Origin of the sequence: Pseudomonas sp. A214 (assembly GCF_900156295.1) — a bacterium.
GTDB classification, from domain to species: Bacteria; Pseudomonadota; Gammaproteobacteria; order Pseudomonadales; family Pseudomonadaceae; genus Aquipseudomonas; species Aquipseudomonas rhizophila.
Map to the genome: position 1 here is coordinate 2,530,037 of NZ_LT707062.1, position 19,333 is coordinate 2,549,369.

General features: G+C 62.4%; 18 protein-coding genes. 16 read left to right on the forward strand and 2 right to left on the reverse strand.

Annotation, left to right across the window (positions count from 1 at the left end):
• Positions 1-149 precede the first annotated feature (149 nt).
• The 4 genes from BW979_RS11445 to BW979_RS11460 all read left to right on the forward strand — a co-directional run bounded on the left by BW979_RS11445 (position 150) and on the right by BW979_RS11460 (position 3,320).
• Positions 150-809: a transglutaminase-like domain-containing protein gene (locus BW979_RS11445; protein ID WP_076383822.1), complete on the forward strand. Its 660-nt coding sequence runs from the start codon at positions 150-152 to the stop codon at positions 807-809.
• A 45-nt stretch (positions 810-854) separates the two neighbouring features.
• The gene (locus BW979_RS11450) at positions 855-1,478 is read left to right on the forward strand and encodes a glutathione S-transferase family protein (protein WP_047228176.1); all 624 of its coding nucleotides are present in this window, start codon (positions 855-857) and stop codon (positions 1,476-1,478) included.
• A gap of 133 nt (positions 1,479-1,611) precedes the next feature.
• The gene (locus BW979_RS11455) at positions 1,612-2,544 is read left to right on the forward strand and encodes an ABC transporter ATP-binding protein (protein ID WP_047228177.1); all 933 of its coding nucleotides are present in this window, start codon (positions 1,612-1,614) and stop codon (positions 2,542-2,544) included.
• Positions 2,541-3,320, forward strand: coding sequence for an ABC transporter permease (locus BW979_RS11460; RefSeq protein ID WP_047228178.1), 780 nt, complete (start codon positions 2,541-2,543; stop codon positions 3,318-3,320). Before BW979_RS11455 ends, BW979_RS11460 begins: the two co-directional genes overlap by 4 nt.
• Positions 3,321-3,421: 101 nt before the next feature.
• Here BW979_RS11460 and BW979_RS11465 read toward each other — a convergent pair whose 3' ends face one another.
• On the reverse strand, positions 3,422-3,937 hold the full coding sequence (locus tag BW979_RS11465; RefSeq protein WP_047228179.1) for a DUF2062 domain-containing protein: 516 nt from the start codon (positions 3,935-3,937) through the stop codon (positions 3,422-3,424).
• A 145-nt stretch (positions 3,938-4,082) separates the two neighbouring features.
• Here BW979_RS11465 and BW979_RS11470 point away from each other — a divergent pair, with 145 nt between their 5' ends.
• The 12 genes from BW979_RS11470 to BW979_RS11525 all read left to right on the forward strand — a co-directional run bounded on the left by BW979_RS11470 (position 4,083) and on the right by BW979_RS11525 (position 15,567).
• Positions 4,083-6,323 (forward strand): DNA internalization-related competence protein ComEC/Rec2, encoded by a 2,241-nt coding sequence (locus BW979_RS11470; protein ID WP_076383823.1) that lies wholly within the window; start codon positions 4,083-4,085, stop codon positions 6,321-6,323.
• Between the two features lie 102 nt (positions 6,324-6,425).
• Positions 6,426-7,061: a MotA/TolQ/ExbB proton channel family protein gene (locus BW979_RS11475; RefSeq protein WP_160893079.1), complete on the forward strand. Its 636-nt coding sequence runs from the start codon at positions 6,426-6,428 to the stop codon at positions 7,059-7,061.
• Positions 7,058-7,486, forward strand: coding sequence for an ExbD/TolR family protein (locus BW979_RS11480; protein WP_047228182.1), 429 nt, complete (start codon positions 7,058-7,060; stop codon positions 7,484-7,486). Before BW979_RS11475 ends, BW979_RS11480 begins: the two co-directional genes overlap by 4 nt.
• Positions 7,486-8,496, forward strand: a complete 1,011-nt coding sequence (lpxK, locus tag BW979_RS11485) for a tetraacyldisaccharide 4'-kinase (protein WP_076383825.1) — start codon at positions 7,486-7,488, stop codon at positions 8,494-8,496. The genes BW979_RS11480 and lpxK overlap by 1 nt, the downstream gene beginning before the upstream one ends.
• A gap of 23 nt (positions 8,497-8,519) precedes the next feature.
• The gene (locus BW979_RS11490; protein WP_003179363.1) at positions 8,520-8,705 is read left to right on the forward strand and encodes a Trm112 family protein; all 186 of its coding nucleotides are present in this window, start codon (positions 8,520-8,522) and stop codon (positions 8,703-8,705) included.
• Positions 8,702-9,466 (forward strand): 3-deoxy-manno-octulosonate cytidylyltransferase, encoded by a 765-nt coding sequence (kdsB, locus tag BW979_RS11495; RefSeq protein ID WP_076383826.1) that lies wholly within the window; start codon positions 8,702-8,704, stop codon positions 9,464-9,466. Before BW979_RS11490 ends, kdsB begins: the two co-directional genes overlap by 4 nt.
• Complete coding sequence (locus tag BW979_RS11500) at positions 9,466-9,930, forward strand: low molecular weight protein-tyrosine-phosphatase (protein WP_047228185.1); 465 nt, start codon at positions 9,466-9,468, stop codon at positions 9,928-9,930. Before kdsB ends, BW979_RS11500 begins: the two co-directional genes overlap by 1 nt.
• On the forward strand, positions 9,927-10,946 hold the full coding sequence (murB, locus tag BW979_RS11505; RefSeq protein ID WP_047228186.1) for a UDP-N-acetylmuramate dehydrogenase: 1,020 nt from the start codon (positions 9,927-9,929) through the stop codon (positions 10,944-10,946). Before BW979_RS11500 ends, murB begins: the two co-directional genes overlap by 4 nt.
• 256 nt (positions 10,947-11,202) lie before the next feature.
• Positions 11,203-11,673 (forward strand): (2Fe-2S)-binding protein, encoded by a 471-nt coding sequence (locus tag BW979_RS11510; RefSeq protein ID WP_047228187.1) that lies wholly within the window; start codon positions 11,203-11,205, stop codon positions 11,671-11,673.
• Positions 11,670-13,985 (forward strand): xanthine dehydrogenase family protein molybdopterin-binding subunit, encoded by a 2,316-nt coding sequence (locus BW979_RS11515; protein WP_047228188.1) that lies wholly within the window; start codon positions 11,670-11,672, stop codon positions 13,983-13,985. Before BW979_RS11510 ends, BW979_RS11515 begins: the two co-directional genes overlap by 4 nt.
• The gene (locus BW979_RS11520) at positions 13,985-14,956 is read left to right on the forward strand and encodes an XdhC family protein (protein ID WP_076383827.1); all 972 of its coding nucleotides are present in this window, start codon (positions 13,985-13,987) and stop codon (positions 14,954-14,956) included. Before BW979_RS11515 ends, BW979_RS11520 begins: the two co-directional genes overlap by 1 nt.
• Positions 14,957-14,976: 20 nt before the next feature.
• Entirely contained in the window at positions 14,977-15,567 is a 591-nt protein-coding gene (locus tag BW979_RS11525; RefSeq protein ID WP_047228190.1) for a nucleotidyltransferase family protein, read from the forward strand.
• A gap of 309 nt (positions 15,568-15,876) precedes the next feature.
• Here the strand turns inward: BW979_RS11525 and rne are convergent, their stop codons facing one another.
• The gene (rne, locus tag BW979_RS11530; RefSeq protein WP_076383828.1) at positions 15,877-19,071 is read right to left on the reverse strand and encodes a ribonuclease E; all 3,195 of its coding nucleotides are present in this window, start codon (positions 19,069-19,071) and stop codon (positions 15,877-15,879) included.
• Positions 19,072-19,333 lie beyond the last annotated feature (262 nt).

Sequence of the window (19,333 nt, forward strand, 5' to 3'; positions counted from 1 at the left end):
TATAGGCGCTGCCGAAGGTGCGGGCCGCGTTCGGACGATCTCTTGATCTGTCTATCTTTCTCTCAGGGCTCGATGGTCCGGGAAAGATCGCCGCCTCGTTGCACTCGGCAGCTCCTACGGACGCAGGCGTTTTCCGTGAGGTCCTGACCATGCAGCAATACCTGAACCCCAGCCGCTTCATCGACAGCGATCACCCTGCGGTCATTGAGTTCGCCGAAACTCATCGCGGCACTGATCGCGACCCGCAGGCACAAGCAATCAGCCTGTATTACGCGGTGCGCGAGGCCGTGCGCTACAACCCCTATACCTTCAGCCGCGATCCGCAGACCCTGCGTGGCAGTTACGCACTGGCCTGCGGTGAAAGCTATTGTGTGCCCAAGGCGACCTTGCTGGCCGCTTGCGCCCGCCATTGTGGTATCCCGGCGCGCATCGGCCTGGCGGATGTGCGTAATCACTTGTCCACTGCACGCCTGCTGGAGTTGCTCAAGAGTGACGTGTTCGCCATGCACGGTTATACCGAGTTCTATCTGAACGAGCGCTGGGTCAAGGCCACGCCGGCCTTCAATCAAGGCTTGTGTGAGTTGTTCGATGTGGCACCCCTGGAATTCGATGGCCGCGAGGACAGCGTTTTCCACCCGTTCAATCGACAGGGCGCCAAGCTGATGGAGTACGTCACCGACCACGGCCAATTCGCCGATGTGCCCGAAGCGTTCTTCTTCGAGCACCTGGAAAAATGCTACCCGCACCTGTTCGGCGAGCAACTGCCGCCCCTGCTTGGCGACATGCAGGGCGATTTGAGTCGCGGCTGATCCGGCGTATGCTGCTGCGGCATTTATCCATCGGAGCAAGCCGTGATGCTGAAGATCTGGGGTCGGAAAAACTCATCGAATGTGCGCAAGGCGCTGTGGTGCGCCGAGGAGCTGGGGCTGGCCTACGAGGCCATCGACGCAGGGGGTGCGTTCGGCGTGGTGGACACGCCCGAGTATCGCGCCAAGAACCCCAACGGCCGTGTCCCGATGATCGAAGATGACGGTTTCGTGCTCTGGGAGTCCAACACCATCGTGCGTTATCTGGCGTCTCGCCATGCTCCGGGTTCGGCCTGGTATCCGGCAGACCCCCAGGCTCGCGCCAGGGCTGAAAAATGGATGGACTGGACCACCTCCTCGTTTGCCGATCCGTTTCGCACCGTGTTCTGGGGCGTCTTGCGCACTCCCGCCGAGCAGCAGGACTGGGCGGCCATCCATGCGGCGATCAAGGTCTGCGATGGTTTGTTGGCGATGGCGGACCAGACGTTGAGCGAGCAACCCTACCTCTCCGGGGATGAAATCGGCATGGGCGATATTCCCTTGGGCAGTTTCATTTATGCCTGGTTCGAGATGCCCATCGAGCGGGCTGCGCTGCCTCATCTACAGGCCTGGTACGCCCGGCTGCAGCAGCGTCCGGCGTATCGCAAGGCGGTCATGACCGCGTTGACTTAATACTTACTATCGACACGCTTGACTGTACTTGTGCGGCGACGCCACGCACCATTGCCTTCGTGCGCCGTGGTTGTATTGCTCGCCGTGCGCCCTTATCTAATTGTTTCTTCCCCTTCTTGGTGCGTAATCCGATATGAGTTCCGCTCTGTCCATCCGGCAGCTAACCAAAACCTACGGCAACGGTTTCCAGGCCTTGAGTGGTATCGATCTGGACGTCGCCGAAGGTGATTTTTTCGCCTTGCTCGGCCCCAATGGAGCCGGCAAATCCACCACCATCGGCATTCTTTCAACCCTGGTGAACAAAACCAGCGGTACGGTGAATATCTTCGGTCATGATCTGGACCGTGAGCCCGCCGCTCTCAAGCGCTGCATCGGCGTGGTGCCTCAGGAGTTCAATTTCAACCAGTTCGAAAAGACCTTCGACATCGTCGTGACCCAGGCGGGTTACTACGGTATCCCGCCGAAGATCGCCAATGAGCGCGCCGAGAAGTATCTGACTCAACTGGGTTTGTGGGACAAGCGTGATGTGCCGTCCCGTTCATTGTCCGGCGGCATGAAGCGGCGACTGATGATTGCCCGTGCCCTGGTCCATGAGCCGCGCCTGCTGATTCTCGACGAGCCGACCGCGGGCGTCGACATCGAGTTGCGTCGGTCGATGTGGACCTTCCTGACCGAGCTGAACCAGAAAGGCATCACCATCATCCTCACCACCCATTACCTGGAAGAGGCCGAGCAGCTGTGCCGCAACATCGGCATCATCGACCACGGCACCATCGTCGAGAACACCAGCATGCGACAGTTGCTCAGCCAACTGCATGTGGAGACGTTCCTGCTGGACCTGAAGAACGATCTGAAGGCCGCGCCGCAACTGATCGGCTATCCGGCCCGGCTGGTGGACCACCACACGCTGGAAGTCCAGGTGGATAAAACCGTCGGTATTACCGGCTTGTTCTCCCAACTGGCGCTGCAAAACATTGAAGTGCAGAGCCTGCGCAACAAAACCAATCGCCTCGAGGAGTTGTTCGTGTCTCTGGTGGAGAAAAATCTGGCGAAGGTGGCTGTATGAGTTCCGAACTGCGACCCAACCTCATCGCCCTCAATACCATCGTTTATCGCGAAGTCCGACGCTTCATGCGGATCTGGCCGCAGACCCTGCTGCCGCCGGCCATCACCATGGTTTTGTACTTCGTGATTTTCGGCAACCTGATCGGTCGGCAGATCGGCGACATGGGTGGCTTCACGTACATGGACTACATCGTACCGGGGCTGATCATGATGTCGGTGATCACCAACTCCTACGGTAACGTGGTCTCGAGTTTCTTCGGCAGCAAGTTCCAGCGCTCGATCGAGGAACTGATGGTCTCGCCGGTTTCGCCCCATACGATCCTGATCGGCTACACCCTGGGCGGTGTATTGCGCGGGTTGGCGGTGGGCTTGATCGTGACCTTGCTGTCACTGTTCTTCACCGATCTGCAAGTGCACCATTTGGGCGTGACGATATTGGTGGTGGTGTTCACCGCCACGATCTTTTCGCTGCTGGGGTTCATCAATGCCGTGTTTGCGCGCAACTTCGATGACATTTCCATCATCCCGACGTTCGTGCTCACGCCACTGACTTACCTGGGCGGAGTGTTCTACTCGATTTCCCTGCTGCCACCGTTCTGGCAGACCGTGTCCCTGGCCAACCCGGTGCTGCACATGGTCAACGCGTTCCGCTACGGCATCCTTGGGGTGTCGGACATCCGGATCAGCGTCGCGATCACCTTCATGCTGGTGGCGACCGTGGTGCTCTATGTGGGGTGTGCACGGCTGTTGGTCAGTGGGCGAGGGATGCGTACTTAGAGCTCGGCAGGCGTGCTGACTGGTATACCGCTATCGCGAGCAGGCTCGCTCTCACATCGAAATGCAAAAAGGCCTCCATTCACTGGAGGCCTTTTTGCATTTCACATCCGGCTTTTCTTGCGCCGTTTCCATTGCCGCGCCACCCACCAGCGCCAATAGATCATGGTCATGAAATAGGCGAGGGCGCCGAGCACCAGGCCCGTCACCACCGACCCCAGCAGAAACGGCTGCCACAAGGTAGACAACTGGGTGGTGATCCATTCCCAGGTCAGTTCATCCGGTAACGTGCGGGCAGGCACATCCATCAACCAGGCCCCGGTCTGGTAGGTGCAGAAAAACACGGCGGGCATGGTGATGGGGTTGGTCAGCCAGACCAGGCTCACCGCAATCGGTATGTTGCCGCGTACGGTGATGGCCAGTGCCGCGGCCAGCAGCATCTGCAAAGGAATCGGCAAAAAGGCGGCGAACAGACCAACGGCCATGGCGCGTGCCACGGAGTGTCGATTGAGGTGCCAAAGGTTGGGGTCGTGCAGCAAGGAACCGAGAAAACGTAAGGACTTATGTTCCCGAATACTCGCTGGGTCAGGCATGTAACGTTTGAAAAGGCGCCGGGGCATAAGGCTTCTCGGTCGGTTCAAAGCGGTGAGGCCGCAAGTATGTCCGCATTCTACGGCTGACTGATTCAGACTTTGTGACAATTGTTAACGCGCACCGTGCCGTAGACCGACTATGCCTGAAGAGAAGACTCTCAAGGACAGGCTTATGCGCACAGGGATGGTCGCGCTTGCACTCGGGCTGCTGACCCCGGTTTTTTGCCCGGCGCTGCCGCCGCTGTGGCTGATTGCGGTCATGCCTGTGCTGGCGCTGATGGTTTTGCCGTTTCGAACTCATCCGCTGGGTTTTTTCCTGATCGGGCTGGCTTGGGCGTGTCTGTCGGCGCAACTGGCCCTGGACGATCGGTTGCCTGCCGCGCTGGATGGAGAAACCCGCTGGCTCGAAGGGCGCGTCGTCGGTTTACCGCAATATAACGAAGGTGTGGTGCGCTTTGAACTGGCCGATGCCCATTCCCGCCGCACACGGCTGCCGTCGTCGATGCGCCTGGCCTGGTTCGGTGGACCGCCTGTGAGCAGCGGCGAACGTTGGCGATTGGCGGTAAAGCTCAAACGCCCCACCGGGCTACTGAACCCCCATGGCTTCGATTACCAGGCCTGGCTGTTGAGCCGCGGCATCGGCGCGACTGGCACGGTCAAGGACGGTCATCTCCAGCAACCTGCCCAAGGTGCCTGGCGCGACGGCGTGCGTCAGGCGCTGGCGCAAGTCGACGCCCAGGGCCGCTCCGGGGCGCTGGCGGCATTGGTCCTGGGGGACGGAGCTGGGCTGAGTCGTGATGACTGGCAGGTACTGCAGGACACCGGTACGGTCCATCTGCTGGTGATCTCCGGGCAGCACATCGGCCTGCTTGCCGCACTGGTGTACCTGCTGGTGGCCGGTGCGGCGCGTTATGGCATGTGGCCGGTGCGTCTGCCGTGGCTACCTTGGGCCTGCGCGCTGGCCTTTATCGCAGCCTTGGGTTACGGCTTGCTCGCCGGCTTCGAGGTGCCGGTGCGGCGCGCCTGCGCGATGATCGGCCTGGTGTTGCTGTGGCGTTTGCGTTACCGGCATCCGGACCCCTGGTGGGCGTGGCTGCTGGCTTTCAATGGGGTGCTGGCGTTCGATCCATTGGCCAGTCTGCGGCCGGGGTTCTGGCTGTCGTTCGCCGCGGTGGCGATCCTGATGTTTACTTTCGGCGCACGCTTGGGGTCCTGGCGCTGGTGGCAAACCTGGACCCGTGCCCAATGGCTGGTGGCAGTCGGACTGTGCCCGATCCTGTTGATATTGGGTTTGCCGATCAGCCTCAGCGGGCCTCTGGTGAACCTGGTGGCGGTGCCTTGGGTCAGCCTGCTGGTGTTGCCGCCGGCGCTGCTCGGTACGGCGTTGTTGCCGATGCCGTTCGTGGGTGAAGGGCTGCTTTGGATCGCCGGCGGGTTGCTCGATCTGCTCTTCAAGGGGCTGGCGCTGGTGGCCGGGCGAATACCGGCATGGGTGCCTGCGGCTATCCCCCTGTGGGTGTGGTGCATGGCCGCTCTGGGGGCTTTGTTACTGTTGCTGCCCAAAGGCGTGCCACTGCGGGTACTGGGATGGCCCATGGTGCTGCTGGTGGTTTTCCCTCCGAGGGAGGATGTGCCTCCGGGGCAGGCCGAAATCTGGCAACTGGACGTGGGTCAAGGGTTGGCGGTGCTGGTACGCACCCGTCATCATGCCTTGCTTTACGACGCGGGGCCGCGCTTTGGCGAGGCCGACGCGGGTGAGCGCGTGGTGCTGCCGACCCTGCGCAAGCTGGGTGTCGCCGGGTTGGACCTGATGCTGCTCAGCCATGCCGACGCCGATCATGCCGGCGGCGCCCAAGCCGTGCGCAATGGCTTGCCAACGGTCCGGGTGGTCAGTGGCGACCCCGCCGCGTTGCCTGCCACCCTGCAGGCAGAGGCGTGCGACAGTGGCGCGCGCTGGGAGTGGGACGGGGTCAGGTTCGAGCTGTGGCAATGGTCATCTGCCCTTGAAAGCAATCAGAGGTCCTGCGTTCTGCTGGTCGAGGCCGGCGGTGAGCGGTTGTTGCTCACCGGCGACATCGATAGCCATGCCGAGCGCGCGTTGCTCGACGGGCCCCTGGCCGTGCCGGTCCAGTGGCTGGCGGCGCCCCATCACGGTAGCCGCAGTTCATCGTCGATGTTGCTGTTGTCGCGGCTCAAACCCCATTCGGTGTTGATCTCCCGCGGCCAGGGCAATGCGTTCGGCCATCCTCATCCGCGGGTGCTGGCTCGCTATCGCCGCTTGGGCATGGCGATCTACGACAGTGCCGAACAGGGTGCCATTCGTCTGCAACTGGGGGCTTTCGAAGCACCGCGCCTTCAGGCCGGCCAACGGCGCTACTGGCGCGACCCGCCGTCTGCGGGACCATGGCCGTAACCTTGACCCGGGTCATCCTCGACGACGGTGTTATCGGCGGGGCGGGCCTGCAAGGCGAGTCTGTATGATAAAGTGGCGCACTTTTTCGAGGGGGCTGTCACTGTGTGGGAATTGGTCAAATCCGGCGGCTGGATGATGTTGCCGATCATTCTGAGTTCCATCGTGGCGCTGGGAATCGTTGCCGAACGCCTGTGGACCCTGCGGGCCAGCCGCGTGACCCCGGAGCATTTGCTCGGGCAAGTCTGGGTCTGGATCAAGGACAAGAAACTGAACAAGGAGCGGCTCAAGGAGCTGCGGGCCAGCTCACCGCTGGGTGAAATCCTCGCCGCGGGGCTGGCAAATTCCAAGCATGGTCGCGAGATCATGAAGGAATGCATCGAAGAAGCCGCCGCCCGGGTCATCCATGAGCTGGAACGCTACATCAATGCCCTGGGCACAATTGCCGCCATGGCTCCGTTGCTGGGCCTGCTGGGCACGGTGCTGGGCATGATCGACATTTTCAGTTCGTTCACCGGCGCCGGCATGACCGCCAATGCCTCGGTGCTGGCAGGGGGGATTTCCAAGGCCTTGATCACCACGGCCGCCGGGTTGATGGTGGGGATTCCTTCGGTGTTTTTCCATCGCTTCCTGCAACGGCGCATCGATGAGTTGGTGGTGGGCATGGAGCAGGAGGCCATCAAGCTGGTCGAGGTGGTGCAAGGCGACCGTGACGTGGACCTGGCCGAGGGCAAGAAGTGAAATTCCGCCGCAAACCACGGGAAACCGTCGAGATCAACCTTGCGTCGCTGATTGACGTGGTGTTCATCCTGCTGCTGTTTTTCGTCGTGACCACCACCTTCACCCGGGAAACCCAGCTCAAGGTGGAACTGCCGGAAGCGGTCAGCGGCTCGCCTGCCGAAGACCAGCAACTCAAGAACCTGGAAGTCACGATCAGTGCCGAAGGGACGTTTTCGGTGAACAATCAGTTGCTGCCCAAGAGCGACCTGGCGAGTCTGATCGATGCGCTGCAGAAGGAGTCCGGCGGCGACACCAGCTTGCCGCTGTCCATCAGCGCCGACGGCAAGACCCCACATCAATCCGTCATCACCGCCATGGACGCGGCCGGCAAGCTCGGCTTCAGCCATCTGCGCATGACCACCGTCGAGGCGGCGCCGGCACCCTGATGGCCATGTCCGATCGATTGCTCGCCGCCTGGTACGAAGGTCACCCGGCCCTGACGCTGTTGCGGCCACTGGAGTGGTTGTACCGTCGGGTGGTGATGGGCAAACGCGAGCGCTTTCTGGCGGGCGAGGGTGAGATTTACCAACCGCCCGTGCCGCTGGTGGTCGTGGGGAACATCACGGTTGGCGGCACCGGCAAGACCCCATTGATCCTGTGGATGATTGAGCATTGCCAGCGCCGTGGCCTGCGGGTCGGCGTGGTAAGCCGGGGTTATGGCGCCAAACCACCCCATTTGCCCTGGCGAGTCGAAGCCGGGCAGGGCGCCGACATCGCGGGTGATGAGCCACTGCTGATTGTCCAGCGCAGCGGCGTGCCATTGATGATCGATCCGGATCGCAGCCGGGCGGTCCAGGCGCTGCTGGAGACTCAACCGCTGGACCTGATCCTGTCCGACGACGGCATGCAACATTACCGCCTGGCTCGGGATCTTGAATTGGTGCTGATCGACAACGCCCGCGGCCTGGGCAATCGACGTTGTCTGCCTGCCGGTCCGCTGCGTGAACCCGTGGAGCGTCTGCAATCGGTCGATGCCGTGCTATTCAACGGCGCCAGCGCCGACCGCGAAGACGGCTTTGCCTTCGAGCTGCGACCCACGGCCCTGGTGAACCTGGCCAGCGGCGAACGGCGTCCACTGGACCATTTCCCGCCCGGCCAGGCCCTGCATGCCGTGGCCGGGATCGGCAATCCCCGGCGTTTCTTCAACACCCTCGAAACGCTACACTGGCGACCTATACCGCACGGGTTTGCCGACCACGCCCAATACAGCGCCCAGGCATTGAATTTCACGCCGTCGTTGCCGGTGGTCATGACGGAAAAGGACGCGGTCAAATGCCGTGCCTTCGCCGAGCCCCACTGGTGGTACCTGGCGGTGGATGCCGCGCCGTCGCCCGCCTTCGCGGACTGGTTCGATACCCAGTTGATGCGCCTGTTGCCGGATCGGCTTTTGCCTTAAACCATTTATCCAGGGAAATGTTCATGGACACCAAACTGCTCGACATTCTGGCCTGCCCGGTCTGCAAAGGCCCCCTCAAGCTCAGCGCCGACAAAACCGAGCTGATCAGCAAAGGCGCCGGCCTGGCCTATCCGATTCGCGATGGCATTCCGGTGATGCTCGAAAGCGAGGCCCGTACCCTGACCACCGACGAGCGCCTGGATAAATGACCGCAGCCTTTACCGTTGTCATTCCGTCGCGCTTTGCCTCGACGCGCCTGCCCGGCAAACCGTTGCTGTTGATCGCTGGCAAACCGATGATCCAGCACGTATGGGAACAGGCCTGCAAAAGCAGCGCCCAGCGCGTGGTAGTGGCGACCGACGATGCGCGCATCGTGGAAGCCTGCAAGGGCTTTGGCGCCGAAGTGGTACTGACTCGCGAGGATCACAACTCCGGAACTGATCGCCTGGCGGAAGTCGCCGCCAAGCTGGGCCTGGAACCCGACGCCATCGTGGTCAATGTGCAGGGCGATGAACCGTTGATCCCGTCCAGTGTGATCGATCAGGTTGCAAACAATCTGGCAGCCCATCCCGAAGCGCGCATGGCCACCCTGGCCGAGCCGATCGAGGATGTGCAAACCCTGTTCAACCCCAACGTGGTCAAGGTCGTCAGCGATCTCAATGGCCTGGCGCTGACCTTCAGCCGCGCCACCTTGCCCTGGGCTCGTGATGCATTCGCGCAAAGTCGGGACGTCATGCCTGACGGCGTACCGTACCGCCGCCACATCGGCATCTACGCTTACCGCGCCGGTTTCCTCCAGGATTTCGTCGCCTGGGGCCCGTGCTGGCTGGAAAACACCGAATCCCTGGAGCAACTGCGTGCCTTGTGGCACGGCGTGCGAATCCATGTCGCCGATGCGCTGATTGCTCCGCCGACCGGCGTCGACACCGTGGAAGACCTCGAGCGCGTTCGTCGCCTGCTGGAGGCCTGATGCGGGTTCTGTTTGTCTGCCTCGGCAACATCTGCCGATCACCCACCGCCGAAGGCATCCTGCGGCACAAGCTGCGCGAGGCCGGGCTGGCCGAGCAGGTGGAAGTCGCCTCCGCCGGTACCGGTGACTGGCACGTCGGCAAGGCCCCGGACAAGCGCAGCCAGGCTGCGGCCCTACGACGCGGCTATGACCTGTCGGCCCAGCGTGCCCGCCAGGTCAGCCGGGCCGATTTCGCCACTTATGACCTGATCCTGGCGATGGACGGCAGCAACCTGCGCAATCTAAAAGTCCTGCAACCGAGCAACGGCAGGGCCGAACTGGATCTGTTCCTGCGCCGCTACGAGGCTGAACTCGATGACGTGCCGGACCCGTACTACGACGGCGAACAGGGTTTCGAGCAAGTGCTGGACCTGATCGAGCGTGCCACGGACCGCCTGGTGATCGAATTGAAGGGGCGGCTATGACCTTGCAGGTGCGGGCCGGCGTCAGCCTCAAGCCGTTCAACAGCTTTGGCGTGGACGTCACCGCCCGGTTATTCGCCGAAGCTCACAGCGACGCCGATGTCCGCCAGGCGCTGGCCTATGCCAGCGCCAATGACGTGCCGTTGCTGGTGATCGGTGGCGGCAGCAACCTGCTGCTGACCGGTGATATCGACGCGCTGGTGTTGCGCATGGCCAGCCAAGGGATTCGTCTGCTCAGCGATGATGGCGAGCGGGTGCTGATCGAAGCCGAAGCAGGCGAACCGTGGCACCCCTTCGTCCAGTACACGCTGGCGCAAGGCTGGTCGGGGCTGGAGAACCTCAGCCTGATCCCAGGCACGGTGGGGGCCGCACCGATGCAAAACATCGGTGCCTACGGTGTGGAGATCAAGGATGTGTTCGCCGGCCTGACCGCCCTGGATCGGCAAACCGGCGAGCTGCACGATTTCACCCTGGAAGAATGCCGTTTCGCCTACCGCGACAGCCTGTTCAAGCAGCAAGCGGGTCGTTGGCTGATCCTGCGGGTGCGCTTTGCCCTCAGTCGCGCCGCGCATCTGCACCTGGAGTACGGCCCGGTCCGCCAGCGGTTGACCGAACTGGGCATCGAACAGGCGACTCCCTCGGATGTCAGCCGGGCCATCTGCAGCATCCGCAGTGAAAAGCTCCCTGACCCGGCGGTGCTGGGCAATGCCGGCAGTTTCTTCAAGAACCCGCTGGTGCCGGCTTCGCACGTCGCGCAACTCAAGCTTCAATACCCGGATCTGGTGGCTTATCCACAACCCCAAGGGCAGATGAAAATTGCCGCCGGTTGGTTGATCGAGCGGGCCGGCTGGAAGGGCTTTCGCGAAGGCGACGCGGGGGTGCATAAGTTGCAGGCGTTGGTGCTGGTCAACTACGGCTGCGCCACCGGGCCGCAATTGCTGGATCTGGCCCTGCGTATCCAGAAAGACATTGCCGAGCGTTTTCAGGTCAATCTGGAAATGGAGCCCAATCGGTACTGAACCTGGCTTTCACCGAGCGCCCTGCACAACCTCGCACAAGGATCATTTGTGCAGGATTGTGCAGGGCGTTTTGCTTAATCCTGGGTTAATTTAGTGAGCTAACGATGCGACCATCGCATCATTGAAGGCCCGGTGCAGACGTCTGCGTGTTTGCACAAGAGAGCCCGATTAGCCTGAGTCAGTCTGCGCCAACCGAACCGTTGTCCAAACGGCAGATTGCTCGACCCCATAATTCGATCACCGTGCGGGCGTGCCCATGATTACCTTGAAACTCAATGGAAAAGATCACCAACTGGATGTGACCGAGGACATGCCGCTGCTCTGGGCCATCCGAGATGTGGCCGGTTACAACGGCACCAAATTCGGCTGCGGCATGGGCCTGTGCGGCGCCTGTACCATTCACATCGACGGCGCCCCGGCGCGCAGTTGCATCACCCCGATTGGCTCGGTGAAAGGCCAGAACGTCACCACCATCGATGCCCTTCATGTCGACCCGGTCGGGCAAATTGTCCAGAAGGCCTGGCTCGATACCGCCGTGGCCCAGTGCGGCTACTGTCAGGGTGGGCAGATCATGTCCGCGACCGCCTTGCTCAAGACCAATCCCAACCCGAGCGATGAGCAGATCGAAGAGGCCATGGTCGGCAACATCTGCCGTTGCGGCACTTATAACCGGATCAAGACTGCGATCCGCCAGGCTTCCACCCACCTGAAGGAGGCCAAGGCATGAGCCGCTTGCCCAATGATTTTGTGCTGAGCAACCTCAGCCGCCGTGGTTTCCTCAAAGGCGCGAGCGCCACGGGTGTGTTGGTGCTGGCCGCCAGTTGGGGCCTGCCGGACGCTTTTGCCGAGGACAAGAAGTTCGGCGGTGAGGGCATGCCCAATGGTGTGATCGACGACCCGCAGGTGTACGTGAGCATCGCCACCGATGGCAGCGTGACGGTGATCTGCAACCGTTCGGAAATGGGCCAGGGGGTGCGCACCAGCCTGACCATGGTGGTGGCCGATGAACTGGACGCTGACTGGGCGCAGGTCAAGGTGCGGCAGGCACCGGCGGATGAGGTGCGCTTCGGCAACCAGGACACCGATGGCTCGCGCAGTATGCGCCACTGGTACGAACCAATGCGTCGTTGCGGGGCCGCTGCCCGGACCATGCTGGAGCTGGCCGCCGCTGCCCAGTGGAATGTCCCGGCGAGTGAGTGTCGTGCCCAATTGCACAAAGTCGTGCACCAGCCTTCCGGTCGGGAACTGGGGTATGGCGCGTTGGCCGCCGCGGCCAGTGCCTTGCCAGTTCCCGCCCGTGACAGCCTGCGCCTCAAGCAACCTTCGGAGTTTCGCTACATCGGTAAGGAGTCGAGCCGGGCCATCGATGGCGAAGACGTCGTCAACGGGCGTGCCGTGTTCGGCGCCGATGTACATTTCGATGGCATGCTCTATGCCGTCGTGGCTCGCCCGCCAGTCTATGGTGGCAAGGTCAAGCGCGTGGACAGCAGCGCGGCGCTGAAAGTACCGGGCGTGGTCAAGGTGCTGCAGATCGAAGGACGTCCGCTGCCCTCCGAATTCCAGCCTCTGGGCGGCGTGGCGGTAGTGGCGAAAAACACCTGGGCGGCGATCAAGGGCCGCGAGGCGCTGAAAATTGAGTGGGATGACGGCCCGAATGCTGGCTATGACTCCGTCGCCTATCGCAAGGAACTGGAAGCCGCGGCCCTCAAGCCCGGGAAAGTCTTGCGCAACACTGGTGATCTGGACGACGCGCTGGCCAAGGCTGACGCAACCCTGGAGGCGTCCTATTACCTGCCGCACCTGTCGCAGTCGCCGATGGAGCCGATGGTCGCCGTCGCCCGGTTCAAGGATGGCCAGTGCGAAGCCTGGGCACCGAGCCAGGCGCCGCAGGTCACCCGTGAACGCGTCGCCGAACGGTTGGGGATCCCTTTCGACAAGGTTACCGTGCACATCACGCTGCTGGGCGGTGGTTTCGGGCGCAAGTCCAAGCCCGATTTCGTCCTCGAGGCGGCCGTGTTGGCCAAGGAGTTTCCAGGCCAGGCGGTGCGGGTGCAATGGACCCGCGAAGATGACATCCATCATTCGTATTTCCACACCGTATCGGCCGAATACCTCAAGGCTGGCCTGAACCAGGACGGGATGCCGTCCGGCTGGCTGCATCGCACCGTAGCCCCGAGCATTACCGCACTGTTTGCACCGGGCATGACCCACGAAGCGCCGTTCGAAGTGGGCATGGGCGTGACCAACATGGCCTACGCAATTCCCAACATGCGCCTGGAGAACCCTGAAGCGGTAGCCCATACGAGGGTTGGCTGGTACCGCTCGGTGTCGAATATTCCCCACGGTTTTGCGATTCAGAGTTTCATCGACGAATTGGCCCACAAGGCCGGCCAGGATCCACTGGCGTATCACGTCAAATTGCTTGGCCCGGACCGTAAGATCGATCCGCGCACCTTGAATGAAGAATGGAACTACGGCGAATCCCCCGAGCTTTATCCCATCGATACGGCGCGGATCCGCACCGTGCTGGAAACCGCCGCCAAGGCCGCCGGTTGGGGCCGCAAACTGCCCAAGGGCCGTGGCCTGGGGCTGGCGGTGCACTACAGCTTCGTCACCTATGTGGCGGCTGCGCTGGAGGTGGAGGTCAAGGACGATGGTACGTTGATCGTGCACAAGGCCGATATTGCCGTGGACTGCGGCCCGCAGATCAACCCCGAGCGTATCCGTTCCCAGTTCGAAGGCGCCTGCGTCATGGGCCTGGGCAATGCGGTGGTGGGGGAGATCAGCTTCAAGGACGGCAAGGTCCAGCAAGACAACTTCCACATGTACGAAGTGGCACGCATGTCCCTGGCTCCCAAGGAGGTCGCGGTGCACTTGGTCACGCCGCCGGGCGAGGTGCCGTTGGGCGGTGTGGGTGAACCGGGTGTGCCGCCGATTGCGCCGGCGCTGTGCAACGCGATTTTCGCCGCCACCGGCAAGCGCATCCGCGAGCTGCCCGTGCGGTATCAGTTGCAGGGCTGGCAGCAGGCCAAAACCTGATGGACAGCGTTGATCTGAACGTCCTGCGCAGCGTGCTTGAGTGGCGCCGCGCCAGGCAGCGGGTGGTGTTGTTCACTGTGGTCCAGACTTGGGGCACGGCGCCGAGGCCGCCGGGGGCGATGCTGGCCCTGCGTGAAGACGGCGTGGTGATTGGCTCGGTATCGGGCGGTTGTGTCGAGGATGACCTGATCGCCCGGCTGCACGACGGGCGTATTCCGGCGGACGGTCCACCCGTGCAGCTCATCACCTATGGCGTCACTCGTGAGGAGGCGGCGCGCTTCGGCCTGCCGTGCGGCGGTACCTTGCGCCTGACCGAAGAACGGGTCGGCGATCCGCAATGGGTCGCGCAACTGCTGGAGCGCTGCGATGGCCATGAGATTGTCGCCCGTGAGCTGACCGTCGCCACAGGCGAAGTGCTGCTGACGCCGGCCAGCAAAACCGACGCGCTGGTATTCGACGGTCAAGTCCTGCGGGCCATCTACGGCCCGCGCTGGCGGCTGCTGTTGATCGGCGCGGGGCAACTGTCGCGTTATGTGGCAGAAATGGCCCGGTTGCTGGATTTCGAGGTGTTGATCTGCGATCCGCGCAAGGAATTTGTCTACGGTTGGGAAGAGCAGCATGGCCGCTTCGTTTCCGGCATGCCCGACGAAGCGGTGTTGAGCATCCAGACCGACGAGCGCACCGCCATTGTCGCCCTGACCCATGATCCACGATTGGACGATATGGCGCTGCTCACGGCCCTGGACTCTAAGGCGTTTTATGTCGGGGCCCTGGGCTCTCGGGTGAACAGCCAGAAGCGCCGGGATAACCTGGCTCAGCTAGGCTTGTCTGCACAGGCTATCGAACGGCTGCATGGGCCGATCGGTTTGCACATCGGCAGCCATACGCCGGCGGAAATTGCCTTGTCTTTGCTGGCTGAAATCGTGGCGATCAAGAATGGCGTCGAGTTGCGTCAGAAAAAGCCGCTGTAATCGGCGGGCGAGGAGACGGGATGACTGAATCGATTGGCGTGATCATTCTCGCGGCAGGATCGGGCAGCCGTTTCCGTCAGGTTGCAGGCCAGGACAAAGATAAGCTGCTGGCCGATTGCACGGGGCGTGACGGCGCTGTCCGATCGGTCATCGAGCAGGTGCTGGTGAACTTGCCGCCTTCTCTGGAAAAACGCGTGCTGGTGACCCGTGAGGACCGTCCACAGGCTATTCGCATGGCCCAGGCTTACGGGTGCGATTTTGTACAACTGGACTCGCCTGGCTTGGGTGACAGTATCGCTGCGGGTGTCCAGGCTTGCCCGGACCTGGATGGCTGGTTGATCGTGCTCGGTGATATGCCGTTCATCCTGCCGTCAAGCATCGAGCAGGTAGTGGCGCAGATCAGCGAAGATGGCATCAGTGTGCCGGTCCTAGCGGGTGAGTATGGGCATCCCGTGGGGTTTGGTCGTGCGTTTGGCCCGCAATTGATGGCATTGACCGCTGATCGCGGCGCCAAGGGGTTGTTTACCGGGGCGCGGGTGGTGGAGGTGGCAGTGGACGATCCTGGGGTGGTTTGGGATGTGGACGTGCCTGAAGCGCTGATCTTCAAGTAACAGCCGACGCGGATTCCTGTGGGGCAGGCAACATTGATACAAGCCGGGCCCGCGCTATCGCGAGCAGGCTCGCTCCCACACTGAATTTCGATGGTCGCCAGATTTTATGCCCGCCGCCAATCTCCTGTGGGAGCGAGCCTGCTCGCGATAGCGCTGCGTCAGCTTGCATCAAGGGTGGACGCCGGGCCATGTTCGCCAGCAAGCCCGCTCCACACCATCGAGCTTCCAACACTCATGTAACTAAGTCTGAAGACATAAAAAAGCCCCGCCTGGCGTCAACCAGGCGGGGCTTTTTACTGGGCGGTGGAATCAGGCGTGAGGTTTAGGCTCGTGCTCTTTTTCCAGGGCTTCAGTGTGGCGAGGTGCGACTTCTTCAGCGGAGTGCTGAGGTTCGTCGATCACCGGCGCCGATTCAGCGGGAGCGGGTTCGCTGGTGGTTTCAGCGACCGGGGCAGGGGCTGCCTCGATTGCTTGCTCCACGGGTGCTGGCTCAGCGGCAGGCGCTTGAGCAGCGGCAGCGGCAGCTTGTTCGGCTTCCTTCTGCAGACGCTCGGCTTCACGCTTGCGACGACGCACTTCACGCGGATCGTTCGGAGCGCGACCGTTGGGGGTCAGGGCGCTGGCAGGGGCAGGCGCCTCCACCTCTACCGGGGCTGGAGCTTCGGCAACCACAGGCGCTTGAACCGCTGGAGCTGGCTCGACCACGACCGGCTCGGCTGCTTTCACGGCTTCTGCTGCCGGCTCGGCTTCGACGACGGCTGGCTCGGCGTGCCAGTTGAACGCGGTCTGTTCTTCGCGAACCGGCTCCGGCGCTTTTTCCTCGATCACAGCTTCGATCACAGGTTCAGCGGCAACCACAGGTTGCTCGATGACAGGTACAGGCTCGGAAACTGCTTCTGCCTGAGGTTCGGCTTCACGAACCGGGGCGAGTTCCACTTCTGGCGAAGCGGTGGTTTCTACCGGGGTAGTGGCTTCGACCACAGGCGCTTCAACCGGGGCGTTTTCCACCACAGCGGTAGCGCGTTCGGCCTGTTCGTGAGCCTCGGCTTCAGCGGGGGCGCTGATCGAGCTGCTGGCAACCGCGGCGGTGACGGCCAGGCCGGCGGCCAGGTCGGCAGCGCTTGGCGCTTCGGCGTTCTCGGCGGATTCGGAGGCTTCCGAACCTTCGATCACATTGCCGTTGGCGTCGCGTTGACGCTCACGACGGTTGCTGCGGCGACGCTGCCCACGGGAGCGGCGGCGTGGACGATCGCCTTCGGCGTTGTCCTGACCGTCTTCCTGCAGTTGCTCTTCGCTGTTCAGTACTTCCTCTTCGCTGGCAGCGGCAGCCTGCTCGGCGCGTGGTTGACGCTCTTCACGTGGCGGACGCGGTGCGCGCTCTTCGCGAGGCTGACGGGCCGGACGCTCTTCAGCGGTGCCGGCAGCAGCGGCGGGAGCGGCATCCAGCGGTTCGCGCAGCTCGCGAACACGTTCTTCACGCTCGCCACGTGGCTTGCGATCTTCACGAGGCGCGCGGGGTTGGCGCTCTTCACGCGGCGGACGCGGCGCGCGTTCTTCGCGGGCTACGGCTGGCACTTCCTCACGGGCTTCGCGAGGCTGGCGTTCTTCACGTGGCTCACGTGGTGCGCGCTCTTCACGCGGTGCACGTTCTTCACGGGGTTTACGCTCCTCGTCACGACGACCGTTGCGGTTGCGGGTCTGCTGACGACCATTGCGACGTTCTTCGTTGCGGGCTGGACGCTCGGTAGCCGCTGGCTTGGCGACAACGGTCGGCGCAGCCGGCTCTTCCTTGGTGGCGAACAGGCTGACCAGGGATTTCACCAGGCCTTTGAACAGGCTTGGTTCAGGTGCGGCGGCAGGTGCCGGTGCCGGCGCGGCTGCTTCGGTCGGAACCGGTGCATTGGCGCGGGCTGGAGCCGTCTTGACCGCAGCTTCCTGGCGAACCAGGGTGCGAGTGGCAGCAGCCGGCTGCACTTCTTCCACTTCGGCAGCGGCAGCAGCGATTTCGTAGCTGGACTGATTGGTGTGGGCTTCCGGGCTGTCATCACGCAGGCGCTGCACTTCGAAGTGCGGCGTCTCGAGGTGATCGTTCGGCAGGATGACGATACGGGCGCGGGTGCGCAGTTCGATCTTGGTGATCGAGTTGCGTTTTTCGTTGAGCAGGAACGCAGCCACCGGGATCGGCACCTGGGCGCGAACTTCGGCGGTGCGGTCTTTCAGGGCTTCTTCTTCGATCAGGCGCAGGATCGCCAGGGACAGCGACTCGACGTCACGGATGATGCCGGTGCCGTTGCAACGCGGGCAGACGATGCCGCTGCTCTCGCCCAAAGAAGGACGCAGGCGCTGACGGGACATTTCCAGCAGGCCGAAGCGCGAGATGCGACCGACCTGTACGCGGGCGCGGTCGGCTTCCAGGCACTCACGGACCTTCTCTTCCACGGCGCGCTGGTTCTTGGCCGGGGTCATGTCGATGAAGTCGATGACGATCAGGCCGCCGATGTCGCGCAGGCGCAACTGACGGGCGATTTCTTCGGCGGCTTCAAGGTTGGTCTGCAGGGCGGTTTCTTCGATGTCGCTGCCTTTGGTGGCGCGCGCCGAGTTGATGTCGATGGACACCAGGGCTTCGGTCGGATCGATGACGATGGAGCCGCCGGACGGCAGTTCGACGACGCGCTGGAACGCGGTCTCGATCTGGCTTTCGATCTGGAAACGGTTGAACAGCGGAACGCTGTCTTCGTAGAGTTTGATCTTGCTGGCGTACTGCGGCATGACCTGGCGGATGAAGGTCAGGGCTTCGTCCTGGGCTTCAACGCTGTCGATCAACACTTCGCCGATGTCCTGGCGCAGGTAATCGCGGATCGCGCGGATGATGACATTGCTTTCCTGATAGATCAGGAACGGCGCGGAGCGATCCAGCGAGGCTTCCTTGATGGCGGTCCACAGTTGCAGCAGGTAGTCGAGGTCCCACTGCATTTCTTCGCTGCTGCGGCCAAGGCCGGCGGTGCGAACGATCAGGCCCATGTCGGCTGGGGCAACCAGGCCGTTGAGGGCTTCGCGCAGTTCATTGCGCTCTTCGCCTTCGATGCGGCGGGAGATACCACCGGCGCGAGGGTTGTTCGGCATCAGGACCAGGTAACGGCCCGCCAGGCTGATGAAGGTGGTCAGGGCTGCGCCCTTGTTGCCACGCTCTTCTTTTTCGACCTGGACGATGACTTCCTGGCCTTCGCTCAGGACGTCCTTGATGTTGACGCGGCCTTCAGGGGCCTTCTTGAAGTATTCGCGGGAGATTTCTTTGAGGGGCAGGAAGCCGTGGCGCTCGGAGCCGAAATCGACAAAGGCAGCCTCAAGGCTTGGTTCGATGCGAGTAATCCGGCCTTTATAGATGTTGGCCTTCTTCTGCTCGCGTGCACCGGATTCGATATCCAGATCGTAGAGGCGCTGGCCGTCTACCAGTGCAACACGCAACTCTTCGGGTTGAGTTGCGTTAATCAGCATTCTTTTCATGTAGTACCGTCGGTTTCCGGGCTGCCGGAAACGGCGTTCGGCACACACGACTTCTCACGGTCGGTGTCAGGTGCGTCATGGAAGTGGCCGGGCCATTCCAGTGTCCAGCGAGTTCGACCCAATGATGGCGAAGTCGCGACGGACGCGTCCTGCTTGCTGGCTGTTCAAGCACTCAGTCAGGAGGAGGAATCAACCGGCGCCTGTGGACGAGATGAAGCGTCTAAATATAAGCCTAGTGCTACACAGTCCGACGGTTGTACAT